This is a genomic window from Mycobacterium interjectum (assembly GCF_900078675.2).
Classification (GTDB): Bacteria; Actinomycetota; Actinomycetes; order Mycobacteriales; family Mycobacteriaceae; genus Mycobacterium; species Mycobacterium interjectum.
The window spans coordinates 895,781-917,449 of the sequence record NZ_LT546237.1; the positions used below are offsets into that span (position 1 = coordinate 895,781).

Consider the following 21,669-nt stretch of genomic DNA (forward strand, 5'->3'; position numbering starts at 1 on the left):
GGAGCAGCGGCACCGGGAGCTCGTTGATCTGGTGTGCGGCAACGCCGCCACCGTGCTCGGCCACGCCACCGCGGACGTGGACGCCGAGCGCGCCTTCGGCGATCTCGGGTTCGACTCGCTGACCGCGGTGGAGCTGCGCAACCGCCTCAAGACCGCGACCGGGCTCACCCTGTCGCCCACCCTGATCTTCGACTACCCCACGCCGGCCGCGCTGGCCGAGCACCTCGACGCCGAACTGGCCGCGGCGCCCACGAACGACCCGCCCGATCCCATGGCCCGCTTCAACGACGTCGCGCGCGAACTGCAGGCCCTGATCGACCAGCCGGGCTGGAGTCCCGACGACAAGTCACGGCTGACGGCCCGGATCCACACCCTGCTCGCGACCCTGAGCGCCCCGGAGCCGGAGCTGGACCCCAGCGAGCTTTTCGACGATGACCTCGCCTCGGCGACCGAAAGTCAGCTGTTCGCCATCCTGGACGAAGAAGTCGGGCCCTGAGCCGTGCCCCCGACAGCCATCGCGGTCATCGGGCTGGCCTGCCGATTCCCCGGCGCCGGCGGCCCCCGCGACTTCTGGCGGCTGATCCGCGATGGCGCCGAAGCCACGGCGTTGCCCGGTGACGTCGCCGAGTTCGACGCCGACTTCTTCAGCGTCTCGCCGCGCGAGGCCGCCGCCATGGACCCTCGGCAGCGCCTCGCGCTGGAGCTCGCCTGGGAGGTCCTCGAAGACGCGTTCGTGGTGCCCGAAACCCTGCGCGGAGAACGGGTTGCGGTTTACCTGGGCGCGATGAACGACGACTACGGCGTGTTGACGGTCGCCCAGGACATCGACCACCACTCCTTCGCCGGGGTCAGCCGGGCGATGATCGCGAACCGGGTCTCGTACGCGTTGGGGCTGCACGGCCCGAGTTTGACCGTCGATTCCGGCCAATCGTCGTCGCTGGTGGCGGTGCACCTCGCCTGCGAAAGCATCCGCACCGGCGAGTCGGCGCTGGCTCTGGCCGGCGGCGTGCACCTGAACCTGGCCAGCGAAACCGCGTCGCTGGAAACGGAATTCGGGGCATTGTCGGCATCGGGTCACACCTATGCATTCGATGCGCGCGCCGACGGCTACGTGCGCAGCGAGGGCGGCGGGCTCGTGCTGCTGAAGCCGTTGGGCGCGGCCCTCGACGACGGTGATCCTATTCGCGCCATCATTCGTGGCAGCGCGGTGGGCAACGCCGGACACAGCGCCGCCGCCCCGACGGTGCCCTCCGTCCCGGGCGAAGTCGACGTCATCCGGCGTACGCTGCGGGCCGCCGGGCTCGACGCCGGCCAGTTGCAGTACATCGAGGCCCACGGCACCGGAACCGAAACCGGCGACTCGGTGGAAGCGACGGCGCTCGGCGAGGTTTTCACCGGGCCCCGACACCGGCCGCTGACCCTGGGATCCGTGAAGACCAACATCGGCCACGCGGGCGGCGCCGCGGGTATCGCGGGTTTGCTCAAGACCGTGTTGGCCATCGAAAACGCCGTCATTCCACCGAGTCTCAACTACGCGGACCCGGGTGCCGGCATCGATCCGGAACACCTCGGGCTGCGCGTCAACACCGCGCTGACCCCCTGGCCGGCGGTGGAAGGACCGCGGCGGGCGGGTGTGTCGTCCTTCGGCATGGGTGGAACCAACGCGCACGTCATCGTCGAGCAGGCCCCCGCGCGACCGAAAGGCGAAGCGCCGCTGCGCGGTAACGCGCCGACGGCGTGGGTGCTGTCGGGTCGTTCGGAACGCGCGCTGGCCAATCAGGCCGCCCGGCTGCTGGCCCACGTCACCGCCGATGCCGGGCTGGAGGTCGGCGACGTGGCGTGGTCGTTGGCGACGACGCGGTCGGTGTTCGAGCATCGGGCGGTGCTGGTGGGCGCGGACCGGGGGGCTCTCACATCCGGTCTGGCGGGATTGGCCGCCGGCGAGTCGCACCCCGACGCGCTCGTGGGCCGGGCGCGCGCACCGGGCAAGACAGCGTTCGTGTTCCCCGGGCAGGGGGCGCAGTCCCTCGCGATGGGTGCTCAGTTGTATGGCCGGTTTCCCGCGTTTGCACGGGCCTTCGACGAGGCGGTCGAGGCGCTGGACGACCACCTGCGGTTGCCCCTGCGCGACGTGATGTGGGGCAGCGACGCAAAGCTGTTGGACAACACCGAATTCGCCCAACCGGCCTTGTTCGCGATCGAGTATGCGCTGGCGGAGCTGTTGCGCGACTGGGGTGTCGTCGCGGATGTGGTGCTGGGTCATTCGGTGGGCGAGATCACCGCCGCGCACGTGGCGGGGGTGTTGTCGCTCGCCGACGCGGCCAAACTCGTGGCGGTGCGTGGCCGGTTGATGGCCGGGCTGCCCGCAGGTGGCGTGATGATCGCGGTGGCCGCCGGCGAGGCCGACGTGGCGCCGTTGCTGACCGACGGGCTGGCGATCGCGGCGGTCAACGGCCGCGACGCGGTGGTGATCTCGGGTGCGGACGCTCCGGCCGGAGCGGTCGCGGAGGCCCTGGCGCGGCAGGGCAGGCGGGTGCATCGGCTCGCGGTCTCGCACGCGTTTCACTCGCCGCTGATGGACCCGATGATTGATGACTTCGCCGCGCTGGTGGCCGAGCTGTCGCCGGCGGAGCCGCGGATTGCGTTGGTGTCCAACGTGTCCGGACAGCTCGCCGGGCCCGGGTATGGGTCGGCGCGCTACTGGGCCGAGCATGTGCGCCTGCCGGTGCGTTTCGCCGACGGGGTGCGAGCCGCCGAGTCGTTCGGTGCCGATGTGTTCGTCGAAGTCGGGCCGGGTGGCGGCCTCGGCGCCGCGGTCGAGCACTCCGTGACCACCGATCATCCCGTGTCGGTGACGACGCTCGCCAAGGACCGGCCGGAAACCGAATCGCTGCTCACCGCGGCCGGCCGGCTGTTCACCGCGGGCGTGACCGTCCGTTGGGGCGCCGTCCTGGGGGGCGGTCAGCGAGTCCCGCTGCCGACGTATGGCTTTGCGCGCCAACGGTTCTGGTTGGGTACGCGCACGGACACGCCGTCTCCGGTGCCGTCGCGGCCGGCCGAATTGGCCGAGCGGTTGCGCGGCATGCCTCGCCACGAGCGGCACCGAGAACTCGTCGCGCTGGTGTGCGGGCACGCCGCGGCCGTGTTGGGACATGCCGATCTCCATGCCGTCGACGCCGAGCGCGCCTTCCAAGACCTCGGGTTCGATTCCTTGACCGGGGTCGAATTGCGCAACCGCCTCAAAGCGCACACGGGGCTGGCGTTGTCGCGCACGCTGGTCTTCGACTATCCGAACCCGGCGGCATTGGCCGATCACCTGGCGCAACAGCTCCTGCACGGCGAACACGAAAAAACCAATGACGAAAAGGTCTGGTCGGCGCTGAAAAAGATTCCACTTCATGAACTTCGAAGAACCGGATTGCTCGACAAACTATTGGCGTTGGCGAGCGATCCGGAAACTCCGTGCGCGCAATCCTCGGTCACCGAAGACGCCATCGACTCCCTGAGCCCCGACGCGCTGATCGCGCTTGCGCTTGATGCGGACCAAGCGGACGACGTTCAATAAGCAAACAAACGCTGGAGGAACCGAAAACACCACGTGATAACGTAATTCGACATACGTTAAATAGCGCAATTTGACATGCGTTGAATAACAACGGCTTTGCGGTGCTGCCGCAAAACTTCTAAACTTCCACATCGGCGCTAGATTCTCGCCGGCGCACGAAAGTGATCACTTTCTTTGATCACGACCAAACAAGGTAGGGGCATGAGCGTTATCGCGGGCGTGTTCGGAGCGCTGCCGCCGCATCGGTATAGCCAGAGCGAGATCACCGACCAATTCGTCGAGTTTCCCGGATTGAAGGAACACGAGGAGATTGTTCGGCGGTTGCACGCGGCCGCGAAGGTCAACAGTCGCCACTTCGTCCTGCCGTTGGAGCGCTACCCGACACTGACCGACTTCGGCGAGGCCAATGAGATCTTCATCGACGCGGCCGTCGACCTCGGCTGCGAGGCGCTGCTGGGCGCGCTCGAGGAGGCCGGCCTGGCGGTCGGGGACATCGACCTGATCGCCACCTCGACCGTCACCGGTGTCGCGGTGCCGTCGCTGGACGCGCGGATCGCCGGCCGGCTCGGCCTGCGGCCGGACGTNATCGACCGCTACCTGGCCGACGACGTCAAAGGGTTCCTCGCCACGCATGGGCTGACCAAGGACGACATCGGCGCGTGGGTCACCCACCCGGGTGGCCCCAAGGTCATCGACGCCATCACCAGGACCCTTGAGCTCGACCCCGACGCGCTGGAGTTGACCTGGCGCTCGCTGGGCGAAATCGCGAACCTGTCGTCGGCCTCGGTGCTGCACATCCTGCGCGACACCATCGCCAAGCCGCCGCCGAGCGGTAGCCCCGGGCTGATGCTCGCGATGGGTCCCGGATTCTGTTCCGAACTGGTGCTCCTGCGCTGGCAGTAGCCCGATGGTCGCGACCTGCGGCGGTGCGCCCAGCGCCCTGCTAGGCCGCGCTAGCGGCCGTCCACGAGCCCGACAACGTCGACGGTCACTCCCGGCCTGGGGGACAGCGCGGCGAGGTTGTGAGCCCGGATGCGCTGAGGGGGCAACCGCAGCGTGGTCCTGCCGACCAGCCGGGCCAGCATGACGGTCATTTCGGTGGTCGCCATGACCGCCCCGATGCACCGATGCAGGCCCCCACTGAACGGAATGAACTCGTACGGCGCGGGCCGGCGGTAACCCGGTGAACCGGGATCCCAGCGCGCCGGCCGGAACTCCGTCGGCTCCGGCCACAGCTCGGGAAGCCGGTGCGTGATGTACGGGCTGAAGATCAGCAGCCGTCCCGCCCGGATCCGCCGTCCGTCGAAACTCAGGTCCCGCATCACCTTGCGGGCGGAGATGACGCCGGGCGGATACAGCCGCAGCGTCTCGTGCACCACGCCGTTGAGGTAGGTCAGTTTCTCCAGGTCGCCCGCGACCGGCGGCCGGTCGCCCAGCACGCGGCGCACCTCGTCGGCGGCGGCGTCCCACGCGCCGGGCAGTGCCAGCAGCGTGTGGATTGCCCAGGCCAGCGCGCCACTGGTGGTCTCGTAGCCGGCGGTGATCAGCGAAATGACCGCGTCTCGAATCTCGTTGTCGCTCAACGCATAACCCTCATCCCCGCGACCGCTGATCAGCATCGTCAGCAGGTGGTCGTCGGGCGCGGGTTGCGCGCGGGCCGCGCCGATCTGCGCGTCCACGAGGTCGTTGATGCGTGTCCGCGCCGCCATCGCCCGCCGCCAGCCCGGGGAGTTCAGGCGCCGCTTGAGCTGCATCACCTGCGGCAGCCGGTGGGTCATGTCCAGCAGGGGCTGCAGTTGCTCGCCGAGGAAGTCCGAATGCACGGCGATGCGCGGGCCGAACAGGCTCGCGGCGGTGCTGTGGCGCACCGCCGAGCGGCACTGCCGGTAGATGTCCAGCCGCTGCCCGGGGCGCCATCCGTCGATCACGGCGTCGATGCTCGCCGCCATCGTCTGGACGTAGTCCTGGATCCGCCGGCGCCGCAGGCCGGGCGCCACGACGCTGCGCCGGCGGCGGTGGTCGTCGCCGTCGCTGACGATCAGCGCGGTGGGGCCGTCGACGAAGGCCAGGTTCTCGAACGTCTCCCGCCAGCTGAACGCGTCGGCGTTGGCGAACACGAACTTGTTCGCCTCGGGCCCCAGCAGGTAGGTGTAGCCGCGCCGGCCGATTCCGGAATTGATCACCGGACCGCGCCACCGGTACAGCGCCAGCAGCGCCTCGCCGGGCGGGTAGCGCACCGGCCGATAGCCGCTCATTCGAGCGACTCCGACAGCTCCAGCCAGCGGAGCTCCGTCGCGGCGACCTCATCTTCCAGGCCGCGCAGGTCACGGGTCAGCCGGGTCAGGCCGACGTGATCGGCCTGGTCGTGGTCGGCGAGCTCGTGGTGTTTGGCCGCGATCCGATCGGCGAGCCGGGCGAGCTGACGGTCGACGGCGGCCAGCTCCTTCTCGGCGATGCGCCGCTGCGAGCCGGACATCGTCTCGGAAGCCGACGGCCCGGCCCGCGGGCGCTCGGCAGCCGCCGGGCGATGCGCCGCCAGCCGCAGGTACTCGTCGACGCCCCCGGGCAGGTGGCGCAGCCGGCCGTCGAGGATCGCATACTGCTGGTCGGTGACCCGCTCCAACAGGTAGCGGTCGTGCGAGACGACGATCAGCGTGCCCGGCCACGAGTCGAGCAGGTCCTCCACGGCGGTCAGCATCTCGGTGTCGACGTCGTTGGTGGGCTCGTCGAGGAGCAGCACGTTCGGTTCGGACAACAGCGTGAGCATCAGCTGCAGCCGCCGCCGCTGACCGCCGGACAGGTCACCGACGCGTGCGGACAGCTGGCCCCGGCCGAACCCCAACCGCTCCAGCAGCTGGGCCGGCGTCACCTCCCGGCCGTCGACCTCGTAGCCGCCGCGCAGGCCGCCCAGCAGGTCGGCGATCCGGTCGCCGGCGAGCGCGGCCAGCTCCTCGCCGCGCTGGTCCAGCACCGCCAGGCGAACCGTCTTGCCACGCTTGACGCGCCCGGTGTCCGGCGTGACGGTGCCGGCGATCAGGCCCAGCAGCGTCGACTTGCCTGCGCCGTTGGCCCCGACGATGCCGGTGCGTTCGCCCGGCGCGATCCGCCATTCGACGTCGCGCAGTACCGGGCGGCCGCCGAACGAGACCGACACGTCCAGCAGATCGATGACGTCCTTGCCGAGGCGCGCGGTCGCCAGCTTGGCGAGCTCGACCGTGTTGCGCAGCGGCGGCACGTCTGCGATCAGCTGGTTGGCGGCCTCGATCCGGAACTTGGGCTTTGAGGTGCGCGCCGGCGGACCCCTGCGCAGCCACGCGAGCTCTTTGCGCATCAGGTTCTGCCGCTTGGCCTCGGTGGCGGCGGCCACCCGGTCGCGCTCGACGCGCTGCAGCACGTAGGCGGCGTAGCCGCCCTCGAACGGCTCGACGATCCCGTCGTGCACCTCCCACGTCGTGGTGGCGACCTCGTCGAGGAACCAGCGGTCGTGCGTCACGAGCAGCAGCCCGCCGGTATTGCGCGCCCAGCGCTGGCCCAAGTGGCCGGCCAGCCAGGTGATGCCCTCGATGTCCAGGTGGTTGGTGGGCTCGTCGAGCGCGATCACGTCCCACTCGCCGATCAGCAGCCGGGCCAGCTGGACGCGCCGGCGCTGCCCGCCGGACAGCGTGTCGATTGTTGCGTCCCAGGCGATGTCGGCCACCAGTCCGCCGACCACGTCGCGCACCCGCGCGTCGCCCGCCCACTGGTGCTCGGGCCGGTCACCGACCAGCGTCCAGCCCACAGTGTGCCCCGGTTCGAGCGTGTCGGCCTGGCTCAGCGCGCTGACCCGTAGCCCGCTGCGCCGCGTGACCCGGCCGGCGTCCGGCCGCAGCTGGCCGGTCAGCAGGCCCAACAGGCTGGACTTGCCGTCCCCGTTGCGCCCGACGATGCCGATCCGCGCGCCGTCGTCGACCCCGAGCGTGACCGACCCGAAGACCAGCTGGGTCGGATATTCCAGGCGGATGCCCTCGGCTCCCAGTAGGTGCGCCACCGGGCCGACCCTAGCGCGGCGGCGACGCGGACCGGAAAACGCCGCGGTACGAGTGGGTCGCGCCGGAAGTGCCGTCGACGCATGCGGCGGACCCGGCCCCGCCGCATGCGTCCTCGCAGGAACCTATACCCGCTATGGGTAACCCGGACACGCGCCGACGACTGGCCCGAACCCGCGTCCGGATGGAATCTCAATCACGTTCTAGAACAACGAGTTATGGTGTGGTAACGCCTTGATGCGCCCGGTATCCCGAGCGCCTTAAAGGGTATACCCCCCTCACTATGCTAATCTGAACGCTGCCATGCATCCCGCGAGAAACCACCCCCGGCGTTGGCCGCGGCACCTGATTGCCGTCGCGGCCTTGGTGTGGTTCCTCGGCGCCGCGGCCGGTTGCCACCTCGCGCAAACGGGCTTCGCGGCTGCTCGGTCGCCCTCCGCGTCGACCGTCAGTGTGGGCAATTTCCGTGCCGAGCCGCTCGCCTCCGGCCGTGTCGACGCCGACTGTTGCCGGGCGGCGACCCATGACTGCATGCCCGTGGCGCAGTCATGGGGGACGGCGGGCCAGCTTGCTCCGGGTTTCACGATCGCGGCGCTGGCGTCGGTCGCACTGCGGCCCGCACTGGTGCGGCCGCCGACGCGGGGCCCGCCTCGTCCGGGTCGCGTGGTCGTTTCTCGTCCGGGCCGAAGCGTCCTGACCCGGATCTGCATCTCGCGCGTCTGATCGGTCAGCGCCACGTCGTGTGCGTCGTCGCACGGCCGGTCGCCGCTGTCCCGATTCGCTGCCGCGCGCCCGCGGCTTTTGATGCAGAAAAGAGAACCTTCATGAATTCTGTCCTGTGCGCATTTCGACCCTCCATGGGCCCTCATCGCCTCGACCGCCCCGACGCGACGGCCATCTCGCCGCCGGACCAGCCACGGGCCTTGGTCATCGGAGCCGGAGTCAACGGATTGACCGCCGCGGTGGTGATGGCGCGGCGGGGCTGGCGGGTAACCGTGGTCGCCGATCGGTTCGGCGTCGACACGGTATCGACAGTCGCCGGTGCACTATGGGAATGGCCGCCGTCGGTGTGCGGTCGACACCACGACGACACCACGCTGACCCGCTCCACCGGCTGGGCGATGAGCTCCTATCTGCGGTTCGCGCAGCTCGCTGCCGACCCGCGCACCGGGGTGAGCCTTCGGCCCGCGGTCTTCTACTTCTCCCATCTCATCGAGGAAGATGCGGCCGAGCACGCGAAAATGCTTGAGGTTCAAGAGCGTGTACCCGGATTCGTGCACGACCCCGCCCTGATCGAGGCCCACGGGGTCAACCCGGACACCGGTGTGGTCGACGCCTATTCCTATCTGGCGCCCACCATCGACACCGACTGGTATCTGGCTTGGCTGGCTCATCAAGCCCACGCGGCGGGCGTCACCGTCACCCGCCGCCGCGTCGACGGGACGCTCGTCGAGCAGGAGCAGCAACTGCGCGTGGAGTACGGGGCCGACGTGATCGTCAACTGTGCCGGCCTCGGCGCGGCGACGTTGGCGGACGACTCCACCATGGATCCGCACCGGGGTGCCCTGCTGCGGGCGGTCAACGACGGCAGCTACATGTCGCGCGTGACGGCGGCCCTCGCGGTGGCCAACGACGCGAGCACCGAGGCCCAAGACATGATCTTCATCGTGCCCCGCGGAGCCGACCGGCTCCTGCTGGGCGGACTCGTCGAACCGGGTCAATACGACACCGACCTCACCCTGGACAACCATCCGCCGTTGCGGCAGATACTCGACCGCTGCACCGATTTCCTGCCGATGCTGCGCGGCGTCCATCTGGATGCGGTTGACCCGGTACGGGTCGGTCTGCGGCCCTTCCGCCACGGAGGTGTGCGGCTGGAAACCCAGCCGGGCACCCAGATCGTGCACAACTACGGCCACGGCGGCGCGGGAGTCAGCCTCTCGTGGGGCTGCGCCTACGAGGTTGCCGACCTGGCCCACAACTTGGTCGCCCGGCAAGGCGCCGCCTGAAACAGGCGCCGTCGACTCGCGGTTCGACGACAGCACCTTCACGACACAGACCAAAAGGAGAAGCAATGCTCGAAATGAGTTCCACGCCAAGCCATTCCGTCGTAGCAATCACCGGAATGGCCAACATGCCCGATATGACCGTGGCACCCGCCTGGGTGACGCTATTGGGCTGGATTGTGACCGGCATCGGGGTGCTGATGGCCGGTGCGATACTCGTCGACGTCTTTGTGGGCGGGTACCGGCAGCCGATGTGGCCGATGGAGTGGGTCTGGGCGATCACCGCCGTGTATGCCGGCCCCCTGGCCCTCTGGGCCTACTACTGCTGGGGGCGGCCGGACAGCCGTAAATGGCAACAGCGGCACGGGTCTGCGCCCCGGTGGGGGCTACCGGTGAGAGCCATGCTCCAGACCATTCCGGGCGGCGCCGCGTCGTTCATCGGTCACCTCGTTGCCATACCGATCGTCATGCGGGCCGGGCTCACCATCGGTGGCAGGGCCGTGTGGCCGATGATCTTGCTCATCGCGGCATTCGCGTTGCCACTGCTGGCGGCCTTCGAGTATCGCGCGTTGTCCATGGCCGAGGAGGTCCCGTCGGCGGGCCGGCGGGTGCGGCTGGCGGTATGGATTTCGGTGTTGGCCGTGTTGGCATTCGATCTCGGCATGGGCGTGGCGATGATGCTCGTGGCGTTCGTTTTGGGGTATGCCCACACATCGATCGCGTTCTGGCTCGTCATGTGGGCCGGCATGCTGTTGGGTTTCGTCACGGCTTATCCGATGGTCTGGCGGCTGCTGCTCCGCGATTCGATGCAACCCGCGGCCCCGGCCGTGCGCGCGGCGCCCGCATCCAGCGGATAGCAGGGCTGGTGGGCGCACATCCGGCGTCTGGTGCGCCCGCGGTTATTCGAGGGTCAGCAGCGCGTCGTCGACGTGGGTCCGTGTGTCGGGCGACGCCTTGCCTGCCACGGCATCAAGGAATCGGGCGGCGAGGTCGCGCACCTTCAGATTGGTCTCCTGGGAACGCCAGACCAGGAGGTCGAACGCGCGCTCCGCGGAGATGCCGTAGGCGCTCATGAGCACCCCCTTGGCCTGCTCGATCTTGGCGCGGGCGTCGGCCACCGCCTCCAGGACGTTGGTGATATCCGTGTGCAGGGAGTCGGTGACATCGACGTAAAAACCCGACGTGCCGGCCAGCGCGCCGCTCTCATCGACCATCCGGTCACCCGCGACGACGACGCAGCGGGTGCGCCCGGCGGTGTCGATGATGCGGTGGCGGCTGCTGAACGGCTTGCCCTTGAGCACGTGGTCGAGCACGGCCGCGACGCGCTCGCGGTCTTCGGGGTGCTTGTGTTGCAGCAATAGTTCCGTGGTCGGCTCGACCTGCCCCGGCTCGTAGCCGTGCATGCGTGCGACCGCGTCCGACCACTCCCAGCGCTGGCCGTCCAGGTAGAACCGGAACCGGCCGACCCGCTGCGGCTCGCCGAGGCCCAGCACCAGGTCGACCGCGCCCAGCTCCTGCTCCTCGACCACATCGGACATCAGCGCATCGGAGGGCGCCGCCTCGCCGTCGGCGTTCCCGTTTCGACGTTCAGCGGTTTCGTCGTCGAAGTTCACAGTCATCGCGCGTCTCTCCCGCAGTGCCTCGATTCTTTGTGCCTATCAATGCCCATTGTCGGGTACCTTCATGCACGATTCCAGGGCCGTCAGCTCACCCGGTATTGCTCGGCGTCGCGGTGCTTGAACTCGAGCCCCAGGCCGGGCCGGTGCTGATCGGGCCGTAGCACCCCGCCGTCGGGGGACAGGGCGCCGTCGAAAAGCATCTGCTCGATGCGGTGGTGATCGTGAAAGTACTCCAGGTGCCGCAGGTTGGGAATCGCGGCGGCGACGTGGGCGTGCAGGTTGGGGGCGCAGTGTCCGGAAACGTCGATGTTGTGCGCGGCGGCGACGGCGGCGGCCCGCAACCAGTCGGTGATGCCGCCGCAGCGGGTGACGTCGATCTGCAGGCAGTCGACCGCTTCGGCGGCCAGCATCCGGCGGAAGTACGTGAGGTCGTAGCCGTATTCGCCGGCGGTGACGTCGGGGGTTACCTGGTCGCGCACCTCGTGCAGCCCGGCGAGGTCGTCGGATGACACGGGTTCTTCGAACCAGGTGACGTCGTGGTCGGCCATGGCGTGGGCAACCCGGATCGCCTGCTTGCGGCGGTAGCCGCCGTTGGCGTCGACGTAGAGTTCGGTGTCGGGCCCGATCACCTTGCGCGCCAGGGCGATTCGGTCCAGGTCGCGGCGCTCGTCGGACCCCGACGACTCGCCGATCTTGATCTTCACCCGCGGGATCTTCCAGGCGTCGACCCAGCGCTCCAGTTGGGTGCGGGTCTGGCGTTCGTCGTAGGTGGTGAAGCCGCCGCTGCCGTAGATCGGCACCTCGGGCTGCGCCACGCCGAGTAGCCGGCACACCGGCAGGTCGAGGAGTTTTCCCTTGAGGTCCCACAGCGCGGTGTCGACCGCCGAGATCGCGCAGGAGGCCAGGCCCGGGCGCCCGCTGTTGCGGATCGCGCGGACCATGGACTGCCAGGCGCCGGTGATGTCGAGGGCGCTGTGCCCTTTGACCGCGCCGTCGAGTGGCCCGGTGATCAGCTCGCGGCAGGCGGCGGCGGCATAGGTGTAGCCGAGCCCGCGCCGGCCGCCCGCGACCACCTCGGCCAGGATCAGCGTGGTCGAGGACCAGGCGAAGGTGCCGTCGGCTTCCGGTGCGTCCGTGGGGATCTCGTATGCGTGCGCGGTGACCTCGTCGAAGCAAGCGTCAAGCATGCGGTCCTCCTATGTCGTCATGGCCGCGCGCACGGACCCCGGCAGGGTGTACCGCGCAACCGATTCGGCGACCCGATGGCGAAGACGGACGAGGGTGGCCAGCGCGTCGCCGGTCGGCGCGTCCGCCACCGGGGGCGTCCGTCGCGCCTGCGCGGCGCCGNGGGAGAACCACAATTCGGGGCTGTGGGCGTAGGACTTGTCGTCGAACTCGCCGTGGGCGCCGTGGTCGCTGCCGGGCTGCTCGTCGACCGGCTGCCACAGGTTGTGCGGCTGATCGCCGTGGACCCGCTCGTCGGTCTGCTGGGAGTCGTACCCGGTGCGGCCGAGGTAGCGGTCCAGCAGCGGTGCGACGAACTTCTGCGCGAGCAGCGTGACCGCGGTGCTGTCACCGACCCAATACTGTTTGCGCCCGGGATGATCGGCCGCATAGACGGCGCCGCGGGCGGCCACCTCCGGCTGGTAGATCGGCGGCACCGGCTGCGGATGCCGGGGCAGGCGGGAGAGCACCCAGGAGAACTGCGGGGTGTTGACCGCCGGCATCTGGACGACGGTGATCCGCACGTTCGAGCCCTCGTGCAGCAGCTCGCAGCGCACCGATTCGGTGAACCCGTTGGTCGCGTGCTTGGCGCCGCAGTAGGCCGACTGCAGCGGGATGGACCGCTCGCTGAGCGCGGAACCGACCTGGACAATGGTGCCGCGGTCGCGCGGGCGCATCTTCGCCAGCGCCGCCATGGTGCCGTGCACGTAACCGAGGTAGGTCACCTCGGTCACTCGCTTGAATTCCTCTGCGGATATTTCCCAGAACGGCGCGAACACCGAGGTGAACGCGACGTTGACCCAGGTGTCGATGGGCCCGAATGCGGCCTCCGTCTCGTCGGCGGCGGCCTCGACGGCAGAGTAGTCGGCCACGTCGGTGGGGATGGCCAGCGCCTTCCCGCCGCCGGCCTCGACGTCGCGGGCGGCGCCCTCCAGCCCGGCGGTGCCGCGGGCGAGCAAGGCGACGTTGGCGCCGCGCTGCCCGAACTTCTGGGCGGTGGCGCGGCCGATGCCGGCGCTGGCGCCGGTGATCACGACGGTCTGTGTCATCGCACAATCTCCTTTCGTCAGTCGTGGTGGACGGCGTCCTCGGCCAGGGTGGCCGTGCATTCCAACAGCAGGGCGTGCGCGAAAGCTTGCGGCAGGTTGCCGCGCAGCTGGCGCTGCCGGACGTCGTATTCCTCGCAAAACAGGCCCGGCGGGCCGCAGGCGGCGCGGTTGCGTTCGAACCAGCGCATCGCACAATGGGCATGGCCGATCTGGTGTTCGGCCAGCGCCATCATGAAGCCGCAGAGCAAGAAGGCCCCCTCGGCGTCGCCCAGGTCACGCTCGTCGTGCCGGAAGCGGTAGACGAACCCGTCCTCCGTGAGGTCGCGGCGAACGGCGTCCAGCGTGGCCCGGGTGCGGGGGTCGTCGGCGGGCACGGCGCCGCNCAGCCACGCCACGTCGCCCTCCGGTCCGATGAGCGCGCCCCGTTCGCCGTCGGCGAGCAGCGCATACTCGCGCAGCACGCGGGGCGTGAAGGCGGCATCGACGTCGATCGGCTGCTCAGCCACGGGCCCCCGCCTTGGACCGTCGGTCGCCCGCGCCGGCGGCGTCGGTGCGGATGGTGCCGGCCGCCATCCGTTCGGCCAGCCGGGAGGCCAGCGCCATGATCGTCAGGGCCGGGTTGGCCGAGCCCTGCGTCGGGCAGACCGAGCCGTCGGCAAGAAACAGGTTCGGCACGCCCCACACGCGGTGATCGGAGTCGACCACCGAGTTCTCGGGGCTGGTCCCCATGCGCGCGCCGCCGATCAGGTGGGCGAAGCGCTCGATGGTGAGTGTGTCCTGCGCGTCGGCGGCGTGCAGGATGTCGCCGATCACCTTGGTGGAGTAGGCCATGTTGGCCTTGTCGTTGTCGCAGAGCGTGTAGTCGAACCGGGCCACCGGGATGCCGTACGGGTCTCTCTCGTCGGCCAGGGTGACCCGGTTGTCCGGCTGCGGCAACAGCTCGTTGAGCACACCGATGGTCGCCCAGTGGTTGTAGTCGCGCATGTACTCGCGCAGGGCGCGGCCCCAATGCCCTTCGGCCATAACGTGTTCGGCCCAGCCGATGGGCATGGGCGACACGGTCTGGATGGAAAAGCCGCGGGCGAACCCACGGGAGGGATCGGTCTCGTAGAACTGCTCGGAAGACACCTCGGGGGGAGGCGCCTTGTACATCCGGAGCTCCTCGGACCACCGGCCCGCGGACTGGGTGGCGCCCTGCACCATCACGTAGCGCCCGACCTGATCGTCGTTGTTGCCCAGACCGTTCGGGAAGCGGTCGCTGACCGAGTTCAGCAACAGGCGGGGGGTTTCGATCGAATATCCGGCCACCGCAACGGCTTTCGCGCGCTGCAGCCGTTCTGTGCCGCCCGCCTCGTCGTGGTAGACCACGCCCCGCGCGGCGCCGCTCTCGTCGAGCTCGACGCGGGCGGCCATGCAGTTGGCGCGGATCTCTACGCCGTGGGCTAGCGCGTCGGGCAGGTGCGTGACGTACGGGCTGGCCTTGGCGTTGACCTTGCAGCCCTGCAGGCAGTAGCCGCGGTAGATGCAGTGCGGGCGGTTGCCGAAGGTGCCGTTGACGATGCCGACGGGCCCGACGCGCATCTCGATGCCGAGCTTCAGCGCGCCCTCCCACAGTTTGGCCGCCGCTCCCGAAATGGGATGGGGGGCAAACGAATACCGGTGGGGGTGGCCCCAGGGCCAGTTCTGTCCGGCCACCGGCAGCTCGAGCTCGACGCGCTCGTAATGGGGCAGCACGTCTTCGTAGCGGATGGGCCAGTCCGCGCCGACCCCGTCGAGGCTGTAGGTGGCGAAGTCGCTGGGGTGAAACCGCGGGCAGTAGCCCGCGTAGTGGACCATCGAGCCGCCGACGCCGCGCCCGGAATTGTTCTTGCCCAGCTCGATCGGATCCTGCCCACCAATGATGCGTTTCTGCGTCCAGTACAGGTCATGCGAGCCGGCCTCGTCGGACACCCAGTCCTCGTCGGGGTGCCAGAACGGGCCGGCCTCGAGGATCACCACCCGCCAGCCCGCGCGCGCCAACCGTTGGGTGAGTACCGAACCGCCTGCGCCGGCGCCGACGACGACCAGGTCGACCTCGTCGTCGTCGCGAAAGCGGCGCATGGTCTTCTCGCCGGGCAGGTCGCGGGAGTGCACGTCCAGCAGGAACCGCGAATCGTTGTCCTTCGGGCCGACCGCCCCCTTGAACAGGCCGCGCCAGAAGTCGCCCATCAGATTTCACCCTCTTGCACGACTCGCACGGGATCCTCGTCGGTGGCCCCGCGGGTCTCGAACGGTTCGCGCGCCGAGGCGGGCCCGGTGGCACCGCCGAGACGCATGAACCCGCGCGGGTAGGCCGGTCCGCCGAAGCCGATCTCGTTCCAGGCCCAGGGGTGGGAGTAGAAGCCCGACAACGTCATTCGCATGCACACCGACCACGCGCGCTTGACGTTCAGGCGCTCCCAGGTTCCGTCCTCCAGCTGGCCCTTGCAGAATTGGTCGACGATCGCTTCGCGGGTGGCGGGCTCGGCGGCGGCGAAGGAGGCGGCGCCGTGGCGGCGCGCGGCGGTCTCGTCCAGCCCGCGCAGCACCAGCCGCCAGGTGTCGCGATCGTCGGGCATGTCGGCGTACTGGTAGCCGTCGAGTCGCCCGTCGGCGAGCTTGGAGTCGACCGATTCGGCCACCGGCACCCGCGGCTCGCGATCCTGCGCCAGCACCGTGTCGCAGAACGCGCGCAGGCAGGGCTCCTCGTCCTCGGTGAAGAACCGCAGCGGGCCGGGGGGCTCCAGCCGGGCCAGCACGACCTTCCTGGTGGCGTCGTCCCACGAGTCGGCGGTTGTCAGCACGTCGAAATCGGGGTAGCGACCGATCATTTGGGGCGTGGTGCCGCGGCGCTGCCTCGGCAGCCACGACGGATGCGGGGGCTGACGATCCGGGCGCAGTTTGGGCAGGTGGTCGGGGAGCGAGGTGTCGGCCATCGTGAGATTCCCTGGCTATCGCCGGAACCGTTCGCGGCGCAGGATCGAGGCGAGCAGCCCCATCCCGCCGACCATGCACATCAATCCGGGCGCCGCGATCGGCGGGCCCATCGGCACGTTGTAGGACGCGTGCTTCCAGCCCCCCGGCTTGCGTGCCACCCCGCGCGCGTGCAGATACTCGCCCATGAGGCCGTTGGCCGTATAGATGCCGGCGGTGATCGGCAACCAGAGCTTGGCCCAGCGCCGCGAGAACACCCCGCCGATTCCGGCGACGACCACCGGTGGGGTCACCACGATAGGGCTCCACATCCACTTGTTGCCAAAGCTGGCCTTGTAGTGCTCGAAGTAGATTTCGGCCGTCGTCACGACGGCCGCCATGGCCGTCAGGCCCGACAGGGAGCGTTCGAAGCGACCGTGCGCGACGTCGTACAGTGCCCTCTCGGCCAGCTGCTGGGGCTGGCCGGCTTTGCGCCGTCCGCCGTTGCCTAGCAACAACATTTCCCTACCCTTTCCTGACGTCCGCCGGGCAGCGCCGGCCCAGCTTGGCTGCGTTGGCGAATTGCCTCAGTCCCGCACGAAAACACGCTGTCGCAACCACCCGACGACGCCGACAACGACGGGTCGAGATGGCGACCAGAGACCTCGCGCCCAGCTGCGTGCTTCAACCGAGGTGGCCCTGACGGCATGCAGGCATGCGTCGTCGAACCATGCGCTTGGGTTGCATACCCTTATTCAGCGACGCTAACCATTTGGACTCCATCCGTGCCGCGGTCGCCCGTAGCGCCCTGGCGTGCAACGCAAGTCATCGCTTTCCAGACCCGCCCGGCCAAACGCGTTTCACGCGCCCCAACAGGGTCAATCCTGCCGCCAGAAAGGACTAAAGCATGGTCAGCGCAGATAACGGGCTCCAGGCTGAACCCGATCTTGAAGTGTGGGGCGCCGAAGACGCGCTCCGCGCCGGCCAACGGGCCGAGCACGCGTGGCTATTGGCCAGGGCCGCGCAGCGATCCGCAGCCAACAGCTTGGACCATTCGGCAGCGAGCCACGAGCGAACCGCGGACGTGTACGACGAAGCGGCCGAACGCAACAATCCCGGCGCCGGCGAATACCGCCAACACGCGGCTCGGCACCGCGAATTCGCGCAGGAGGACCGCCTGATGGCGCAGCGGCTGCGTCAGATGGCGGACGCCGGGCCCATGGGTCTCACGGACCTGTAAAAGCGGCGGCCGGAGGCGCCGAAATTTACGGGCCCGACTAATTCGACGGGCCCGATCGTGCGGGCCGAGCCACCCACGGGCAAACAGCCTGACCAAAACCGCCGGGCGCGCCGATGTGCCATGATGTCGGAGCTGTCAAGAGTCAGGGAGCAGCGGTGGATCTCAATTTTTCGATGGTCACGCGGCCGGTCGAGCGCCTGGTCGCGACGGCACAGAACGGGCTCGAGGTCTTGCGACTGGGGGGTTTGGAAACCGGCAGCGTCCCGTCTCCGTCCCAGATCGTCGAGAGCGTCCCGATGTACAAGCTGCGCCGGTATTTCCCGCCGGACAGCCGGCCCGGGCGTAGGCCGGTGGGCCCGCCGGTGCTGATGGTGCACCCGATGATGATGTCGGCCGACATGTGGGACGTCACCCGCGACGACGGGGCGGTGGGGATTCTGCACGCCGGCGGGATCGATCCGTGGGTCATCGACTTCGGCTCGCCGGACAAGATCGAGGGCGGCATGCGCCGCAACCTGGCCGACCATATCGTCGCGCTCAGCCAGGCGATCGACACGGTCAAGGACGTCACCGGCACCGACGTGCACCTGGTCGGCTATTCGCAGGGCGGGATGTTCTGTTACCAGGCCGCCGCATACCGGCGTTCGAAGAACATCGCCAGCATCGTGGCGTTCGGCTCGCCGGTGGACACCCTGGCCGCGTTGCCCATGGGCATTCCGGCGAACTTCGCCGCGCCGGCGGCAAACTTCATGGCCGATCACGTCTTCAGCCGGCTGGACATCCCGGGCTGGTTGGCGCGCGCCGGTTTTCAGATGCTCGATCCGCTCAAGACGGCCAAGGCCCGGGTGGACTTCGTGCGCCAGCTGCACGACCGCGAGGCGCTGCTGCCGCGCGAACAACAGCGCAGGTTCCTCGAGCGCGAGGGCTGGATCGCGTGGTCGGGTCCGGCGATCTCCGAGCTGCTCAAGCAGTTCATCGCCCACAACCGCATGATGACCGGCGGTTTCGCCATCAACGGTCAGATGGTCACGCTCACCGACATCACCTGCCCGGTGCTGGCGTTCGTCGGCGAGGTGGACGACATCGGGCAGCCCGCCTCGGTGCGCGGCATCCGGCGGGCCGCGCCGAACACCGAGGTCTACGAATCACTTGTCCGCACAGGGCATTTCGGCCTGGTCGTGGGATCCAAGGCGGCTCGGGAAAGCTGGCCCACCGTCGCCGAGTGGGTGCAATGGCTGTCCACCGGCGGCGACAAGCCCAACGGCATCGACCTGATGGCCGACCAGCCGATCGAGCACACCGACAGCGGTGTGGCGTTCAGCTCGCGGATCGTGCACGGTCTCGGGGAGGTGTCCGAGGCGGCGATGGGGGCGGTGCGCGGCACGGCCAACGCGATGGTCGCGGCCAACAAGTCGATGCGCACCCTGGCCGTGGAGACGGTGCGCACGCTGCCGCGGCTGGTCCGGCTGGGACAGATCAACGACCACACCCGCATCTCGTTGGGCCGCATCATCGACGAGCAGGCGCGCGACGCCCCGCAGGGCGAGTTCCTGTTGTTCGACGGCCGCGTGCACACCTACGAGGCCGTCAACCGCCGCGTCAACAACGTCGTCCGCGGCCTGATCGAGGTCGGGGTGCGCCAAGGCGACCGCGTCGGCGTCCTGATGGAGACGCGGCCCAGCGCGCTGGTCGCCATCGCGGCCCTGTCCCGGCTGGGTGCCATCGCCGTGGTGATGCGCCCCGACGCCGACCTGGTCGCGTCGGTCCGCCTCGGGGGCGTGACGGAGATCCTCACCGACCCGACCAACCTCGACGCGGCGCGCGACCTGCCGGGGCAGATCCTGGTGCTGGGCGGCGGCGAGGCGCGGGACCTGCACCTGCCGCACGACTCCGACGTCATCGACATGGAGCAGATCGACCCGGACGCGGTGCAGCTGCCCGCGTGGTACCGGCCCAACCCGGGACTGGCCCGCGACCTGGCGTTCATCGCGTTCAACGCCGCCGGCGGCGAGCTGGTCGCCAAGCAGATCACCAACTACCGCTGGGCGGTGTCGGCCTTCGGGACCGCCTCCACCGCCGCCCTCGACCGCCGCGACACGGTGTACTGCCTGACGCCGCTGCACCATGAGTCGGCGCTGCTGGTCAGCCTGGGCGGCGCGGTCGTCGGCGGCACCCGCATCGCGCTCTCGCGCGGCCTGCAGCCCGACCGGTTCGTCCAGGAGGTGCGGCAGTACGGCGTGACGGTGGTGTCCTACACCTGGGCCATGCTGCGCGAGGTCGTCGACGACCCCGCGTTCGTGCTGCACGGCAACCACCCGGTGCGGCTGTTCATCGGTTCCGGCATGCCGACCGGGCTGTGGGCGCGCGTCGTCGACGCGTTCGCCCCGGCCCGCGTCGTGGAGTTCTTCGCCACCACCGACGGGCAGGCGGTGCTGGCCAACGTGTCCGGCGCCAAGATCGGCAGCAAGGGCCGGCCGTTGCCGGGTGCCGGGCGCATCGAGCTCGGCGCGTACGACGCCGAGCGCGACCTGATCCTCGAGGACGACCGCGGCTTCGTCCAGATCGCCGCGCCCAACCAGGTCGGCGTGCTGCTGGCGCAGTCCAACGGGCCGATCGACCCGAGCGCGTCGGTCAAGCGCGGCGTGTTCGCCGCCGGCGACACCTGGATCTCCACCGAGTACCTGTTCCGCCGCGACGACGACGGCGACTACTGGTTGATGGGCCGGCGCGGCTCGGTGGTGCACACCGCGCGCGGGCTGGTCTATGCCGAGGCGGTCACCGACGCGCTGGGCTGCATCAACGGCATCGACCTTGCGGTGACCTACAACGTGCCGGTGGGTGACCAGCAGGCGGCGGTGTCGGCGGTGACGCTGCTGCCGGGGGCCACCATCACCGCGGCCGATCTGACCGAGGCCGTCGCGAAGATACCCGGCGGGCTGGGGCCCGACATCGTGCACGTGTGCCCGGAGATGACGCTGAGCGCGACCTACCGGCCCACCGTCAGCGCCCTGCGGGCGGCCGGGATCCCCAAGCCGGGACGCCAGGCGTGGTACCTCGACGCCGGCAGCAACGAGTTCCGCCGACTCACACCGGGGGTTCGGTCCGAGCTGAGCGGCGCCCAGTGATGGTCGACGACTCCCTGCTCGCCATCCTGGTGTGCCCGGCCGACCGTGGCCCGTTGCTGTTGATCGACGACGAGCTGCTCTACAACCCGCGGCTGCGGCGCGCCTACCGCATCGAGGACGGCATCCCGGTGCTGCTGATCGACGAGGCCCGCGACGTCGACGACGACGAGCACGCCCGGCTCATGGAACGAGCCCGTCCGGCAGCTCCCCGGTGAGGTAGCGCTGCAGGTTAGGCGCGATGGTCCGCGCGATCTGATCGGCCGGCAGCGACGCGAACGGCTGCAATTGCAGGATGTAGCGCGCCATCACCACGCCCACCAACTGTGAGGCGACGAATTGGACGCGGATGGCGCCGCTGCCCGGCGGATCGTCGACGCGCGGGCCCACCTCCACCGTGATCACGTCCTCGATGAACGTGCGGAACAGGTTGATCTCCGAGCCGGCCAGGACCGACCGCAGCACCGCGATGAATCCCGTGCCCAGCTCGGAATCCCACAGCGGCAAGAGCATTGACGGCAACCGGAAGCCGATCTCCTCGATCGGCACCTCGCGCAGCGGGCCAATGATGTCCATCGGGTCGATCGGGATGTGCACGGCCGCGGCGAACAGCTTTTCCTTGGTGCCGAAGTAGTGATGCACCAACGCCGAGTCGACGCCCGCGCCCGCGGCGACCGCGCGTACCGAGGTGTTGCGAATCCCCTTGCTGGCAAACAGTTCTCGGGCGCTGGTCAGGATGCGGTCGCGGGTGTCGGACGCCCCGGCCGGACGCCCGGGCCGCCGCCGGTTCTTGGTCTCCGCCACTACGACCCTCCGTGGCGACCCGCGGCGCCCGGCCTCGCCGCGCTTGCGATCGCCACGGCTCCTGCGTGGCGACCCGCGGCGCCC

The 21,669-nt window shown here is 69.5% G+C and carries 18 protein-coding genes and 1 pseudogene; 9 read left to right on the forward strand and 10 right to left on the reverse strand.

The window, feature by feature from the left end:
- The 3 genes from BN4348_RS38530 to BN4348_RS38540 all read left to right on the forward strand — a co-directional run.
- Nucleotides 1-496, forward strand: a 496-nt coding sequence (locus tag BN4348_RS38530) for an acyl carrier protein (protein WP_211145698.1), incomplete at its 5' end; no start/stop codon positions are given.
- A 3-nt stretch (nucleotides 497-499) separates the two neighbouring features.
- On the forward strand, nucleotides 500-3,565 hold the full coding sequence (locus BN4348_RS38535) for a type I polyketide synthase (protein ID WP_066911365.1): 3,066 nt from the start codon (nucleotides 500-502) through the stop codon (nucleotides 3,563-3,565).
- A gap of 177 nt (nucleotides 3,566-3,742) precedes the next feature.
- Complete coding sequence (locus tag BN4348_RS38540) at nucleotides 3,743-4,468, forward strand: type III polyketide synthase (protein WP_328589059.1); 726 nt, start codon at nucleotides 3,743-3,745, stop codon at nucleotides 4,466-4,468.
- A 50-nt stretch (nucleotides 4,469-4,518) separates the two neighbouring features.
- Here the strand turns inward: BN4348_RS38540 and BN4348_RS38545 are convergent, their stop codons facing one another.
- Both BN4348_RS38545 and BN4348_RS38550 read right to left on the reverse strand, forming a co-directional pair.
- Entirely contained in the window at nucleotides 4,519-5,802 is a 1,284-nt protein-coding gene (locus BN4348_RS38545) for a cytochrome P450 (protein WP_096866267.1), read from the reverse strand.
- Nucleotides 5,803-5,816: 14 nt separating this feature from the next.
- Nucleotides 5,817-7,592, reverse strand: coding sequence for an ABC-F family ATP-binding cassette domain-containing protein (locus tag BN4348_RS38550; RefSeq protein WP_066911373.1), 1,776 nt, complete (start codon nucleotides 7,590-7,592; stop codon nucleotides 5,817-5,819).
- A gap of 301 nt (nucleotides 7,593-7,893) precedes the next feature.
- Between BN4348_RS38550 and lpqS the strand changes: the two genes are divergently transcribed.
- From lpqS to BN4348_RS38560, 3 genes are all read left to right on the forward strand, one after another.
- On the forward strand, nucleotides 7,894-8,313 hold the full coding sequence (gene lpqS / locus BN4348_RS63065; protein ID WP_456238196.1) for a putative copper homeostasis (lipo)protein LpqS: 420 nt from the start codon (nucleotides 7,894-7,896) through the stop codon (nucleotides 8,311-8,313).
- 101 nt (nucleotides 8,314-8,414) lie between these two features.
- On the forward strand, nucleotides 8,415-9,599 hold the full coding sequence (locus BN4348_RS38555) for an FAD-dependent oxidoreductase (protein ID WP_235852682.1): 1,185 nt from the start codon (nucleotides 8,415-8,417) through the stop codon (nucleotides 9,597-9,599).
- Nucleotides 9,600-9,733: 134 nt separating this feature from the next.
- Nucleotides 9,734-10,453: a DUF4396 domain-containing protein gene (locus BN4348_RS38560; protein WP_084454068.1), complete on the forward strand. Its 720-nt coding sequence runs from the start codon at nucleotides 9,734-9,736 to the stop codon at nucleotides 10,451-10,453.
- A 42-nt stretch (nucleotides 10,454-10,495) separates the two neighbouring features.
- Here BN4348_RS38560 and BN4348_RS38565 read toward each other — a convergent pair whose 3' ends face one another.
- From BN4348_RS38565 to BN4348_RS38595, 7 genes and pseudogenes are all read right to left on the reverse strand, one after another.
- Complete coding sequence (locus tag BN4348_RS38565) at nucleotides 10,496-11,215, reverse strand: PAS and ANTAR domain-containing protein (protein ID WP_066911377.1); 720 nt, start codon at nucleotides 11,213-11,215, stop codon at nucleotides 10,496-10,498.
- 83 nt (nucleotides 11,216-11,298) lie between these two features.
- Nucleotides 11,299-12,402, reverse strand: a complete 1,104-nt coding sequence (locus tag BN4348_RS38570) for an enolase C-terminal domain-like protein (protein WP_066911380.1) — start codon at nucleotides 12,400-12,402, stop codon at nucleotides 11,299-11,301.
- 9 nt (nucleotides 12,403-12,411) lie between these two features.
- On the reverse strand, nucleotides 12,412-13,488 hold the full coding sequence (locus BN4348_RS38575) for an SDR family oxidoreductase (RefSeq protein WP_084454066.1): 1,077 nt from the start codon (nucleotides 13,486-13,488) through the stop codon (nucleotides 12,412-12,414).
- 17 nt (nucleotides 13,489-13,505) lie between these two features.
- A pseudogene (locus tag BN4348_RS38580) lies at nucleotides 13,506-13,868 on the reverse strand (glycoside hydrolase family 15 protein); the annotation flags it as partial.
- 118 nt (nucleotides 13,869-13,986) lie between these two features.
- Nucleotides 13,987-15,696, reverse strand: coding sequence for a GMC family oxidoreductase (locus tag BN4348_RS38585; RefSeq protein ID WP_066911387.1), 1,710 nt, complete (start codon nucleotides 15,694-15,696; stop codon nucleotides 13,987-13,989).
- Nucleotides 15,696-16,442, reverse strand: coding sequence for a gluconate 2-dehydrogenase subunit 3 family protein (locus tag BN4348_RS38590; protein ID WP_066911390.1), 747 nt, complete (start codon nucleotides 16,440-16,442; stop codon nucleotides 15,696-15,698). Before BN4348_RS38590 ends, BN4348_RS38585 begins: the two co-directional genes overlap by 1 nt.
- 15 nt (nucleotides 16,443-16,457) lie before the next feature.
- The gene (locus tag BN4348_RS38595) at nucleotides 16,458-16,940 is read right to left on the reverse strand and encodes a hypothetical protein (RefSeq protein WP_066911393.1); all 483 of its coding nucleotides are present in this window, start codon (nucleotides 16,938-16,940) and stop codon (nucleotides 16,458-16,460) included.
- Between the two features lie 386 nt (nucleotides 16,941-17,326).
- On the opposite strand from BN4348_RS38595, the gene BN4348_RS38600 reads away from it, so the two are divergent.
- From BN4348_RS38600 to BN4348_RS38610, 3 genes are all read left to right on the forward strand, one after another.
- Complete coding sequence (locus BN4348_RS38600; protein WP_142308664.1) at nucleotides 17,327-17,659, forward strand: hypothetical protein; 333 nt, start codon at nucleotides 17,327-17,329, stop codon at nucleotides 17,657-17,659.
- 155 nt (nucleotides 17,660-17,814) lie between these two features.
- Nucleotides 17,815-20,784 carry an acyl-CoA synthetase gene (locus BN4348_RS38605; protein ID WP_066911399.1) on the forward strand — a complete coding sequence of 990 codons (2,970 nt, stop codon included), beginning with the start codon at nucleotides 17,815-17,817 and terminating at the stop codon, nucleotides 20,782-20,784.
- Nucleotides 20,784-20,999, forward strand: a complete 216-nt coding sequence (locus BN4348_RS38610; RefSeq protein WP_066911402.1) for a Trm112 family protein — start codon at nucleotides 20,784-20,786, stop codon at nucleotides 20,997-20,999. The genes BN4348_RS38605 and BN4348_RS38610 overlap by 1 nt, the downstream gene beginning before the upstream one ends.
- Here the strand turns inward: BN4348_RS38610 and BN4348_RS38615 are convergent.
- Nucleotides 20,965-21,585, reverse strand: coding sequence for a TetR/AcrR family transcriptional regulator (locus tag BN4348_RS38615; RefSeq protein WP_066911405.1), 621 nt, complete (start codon nucleotides 21,583-21,585; stop codon nucleotides 20,965-20,967). The two genes, BN4348_RS38610 and BN4348_RS38615, sit on opposite strands and share 35 nt — an antisense overlap.
- Nucleotides 21,586-21,669 lie beyond the last annotated feature (84 nt).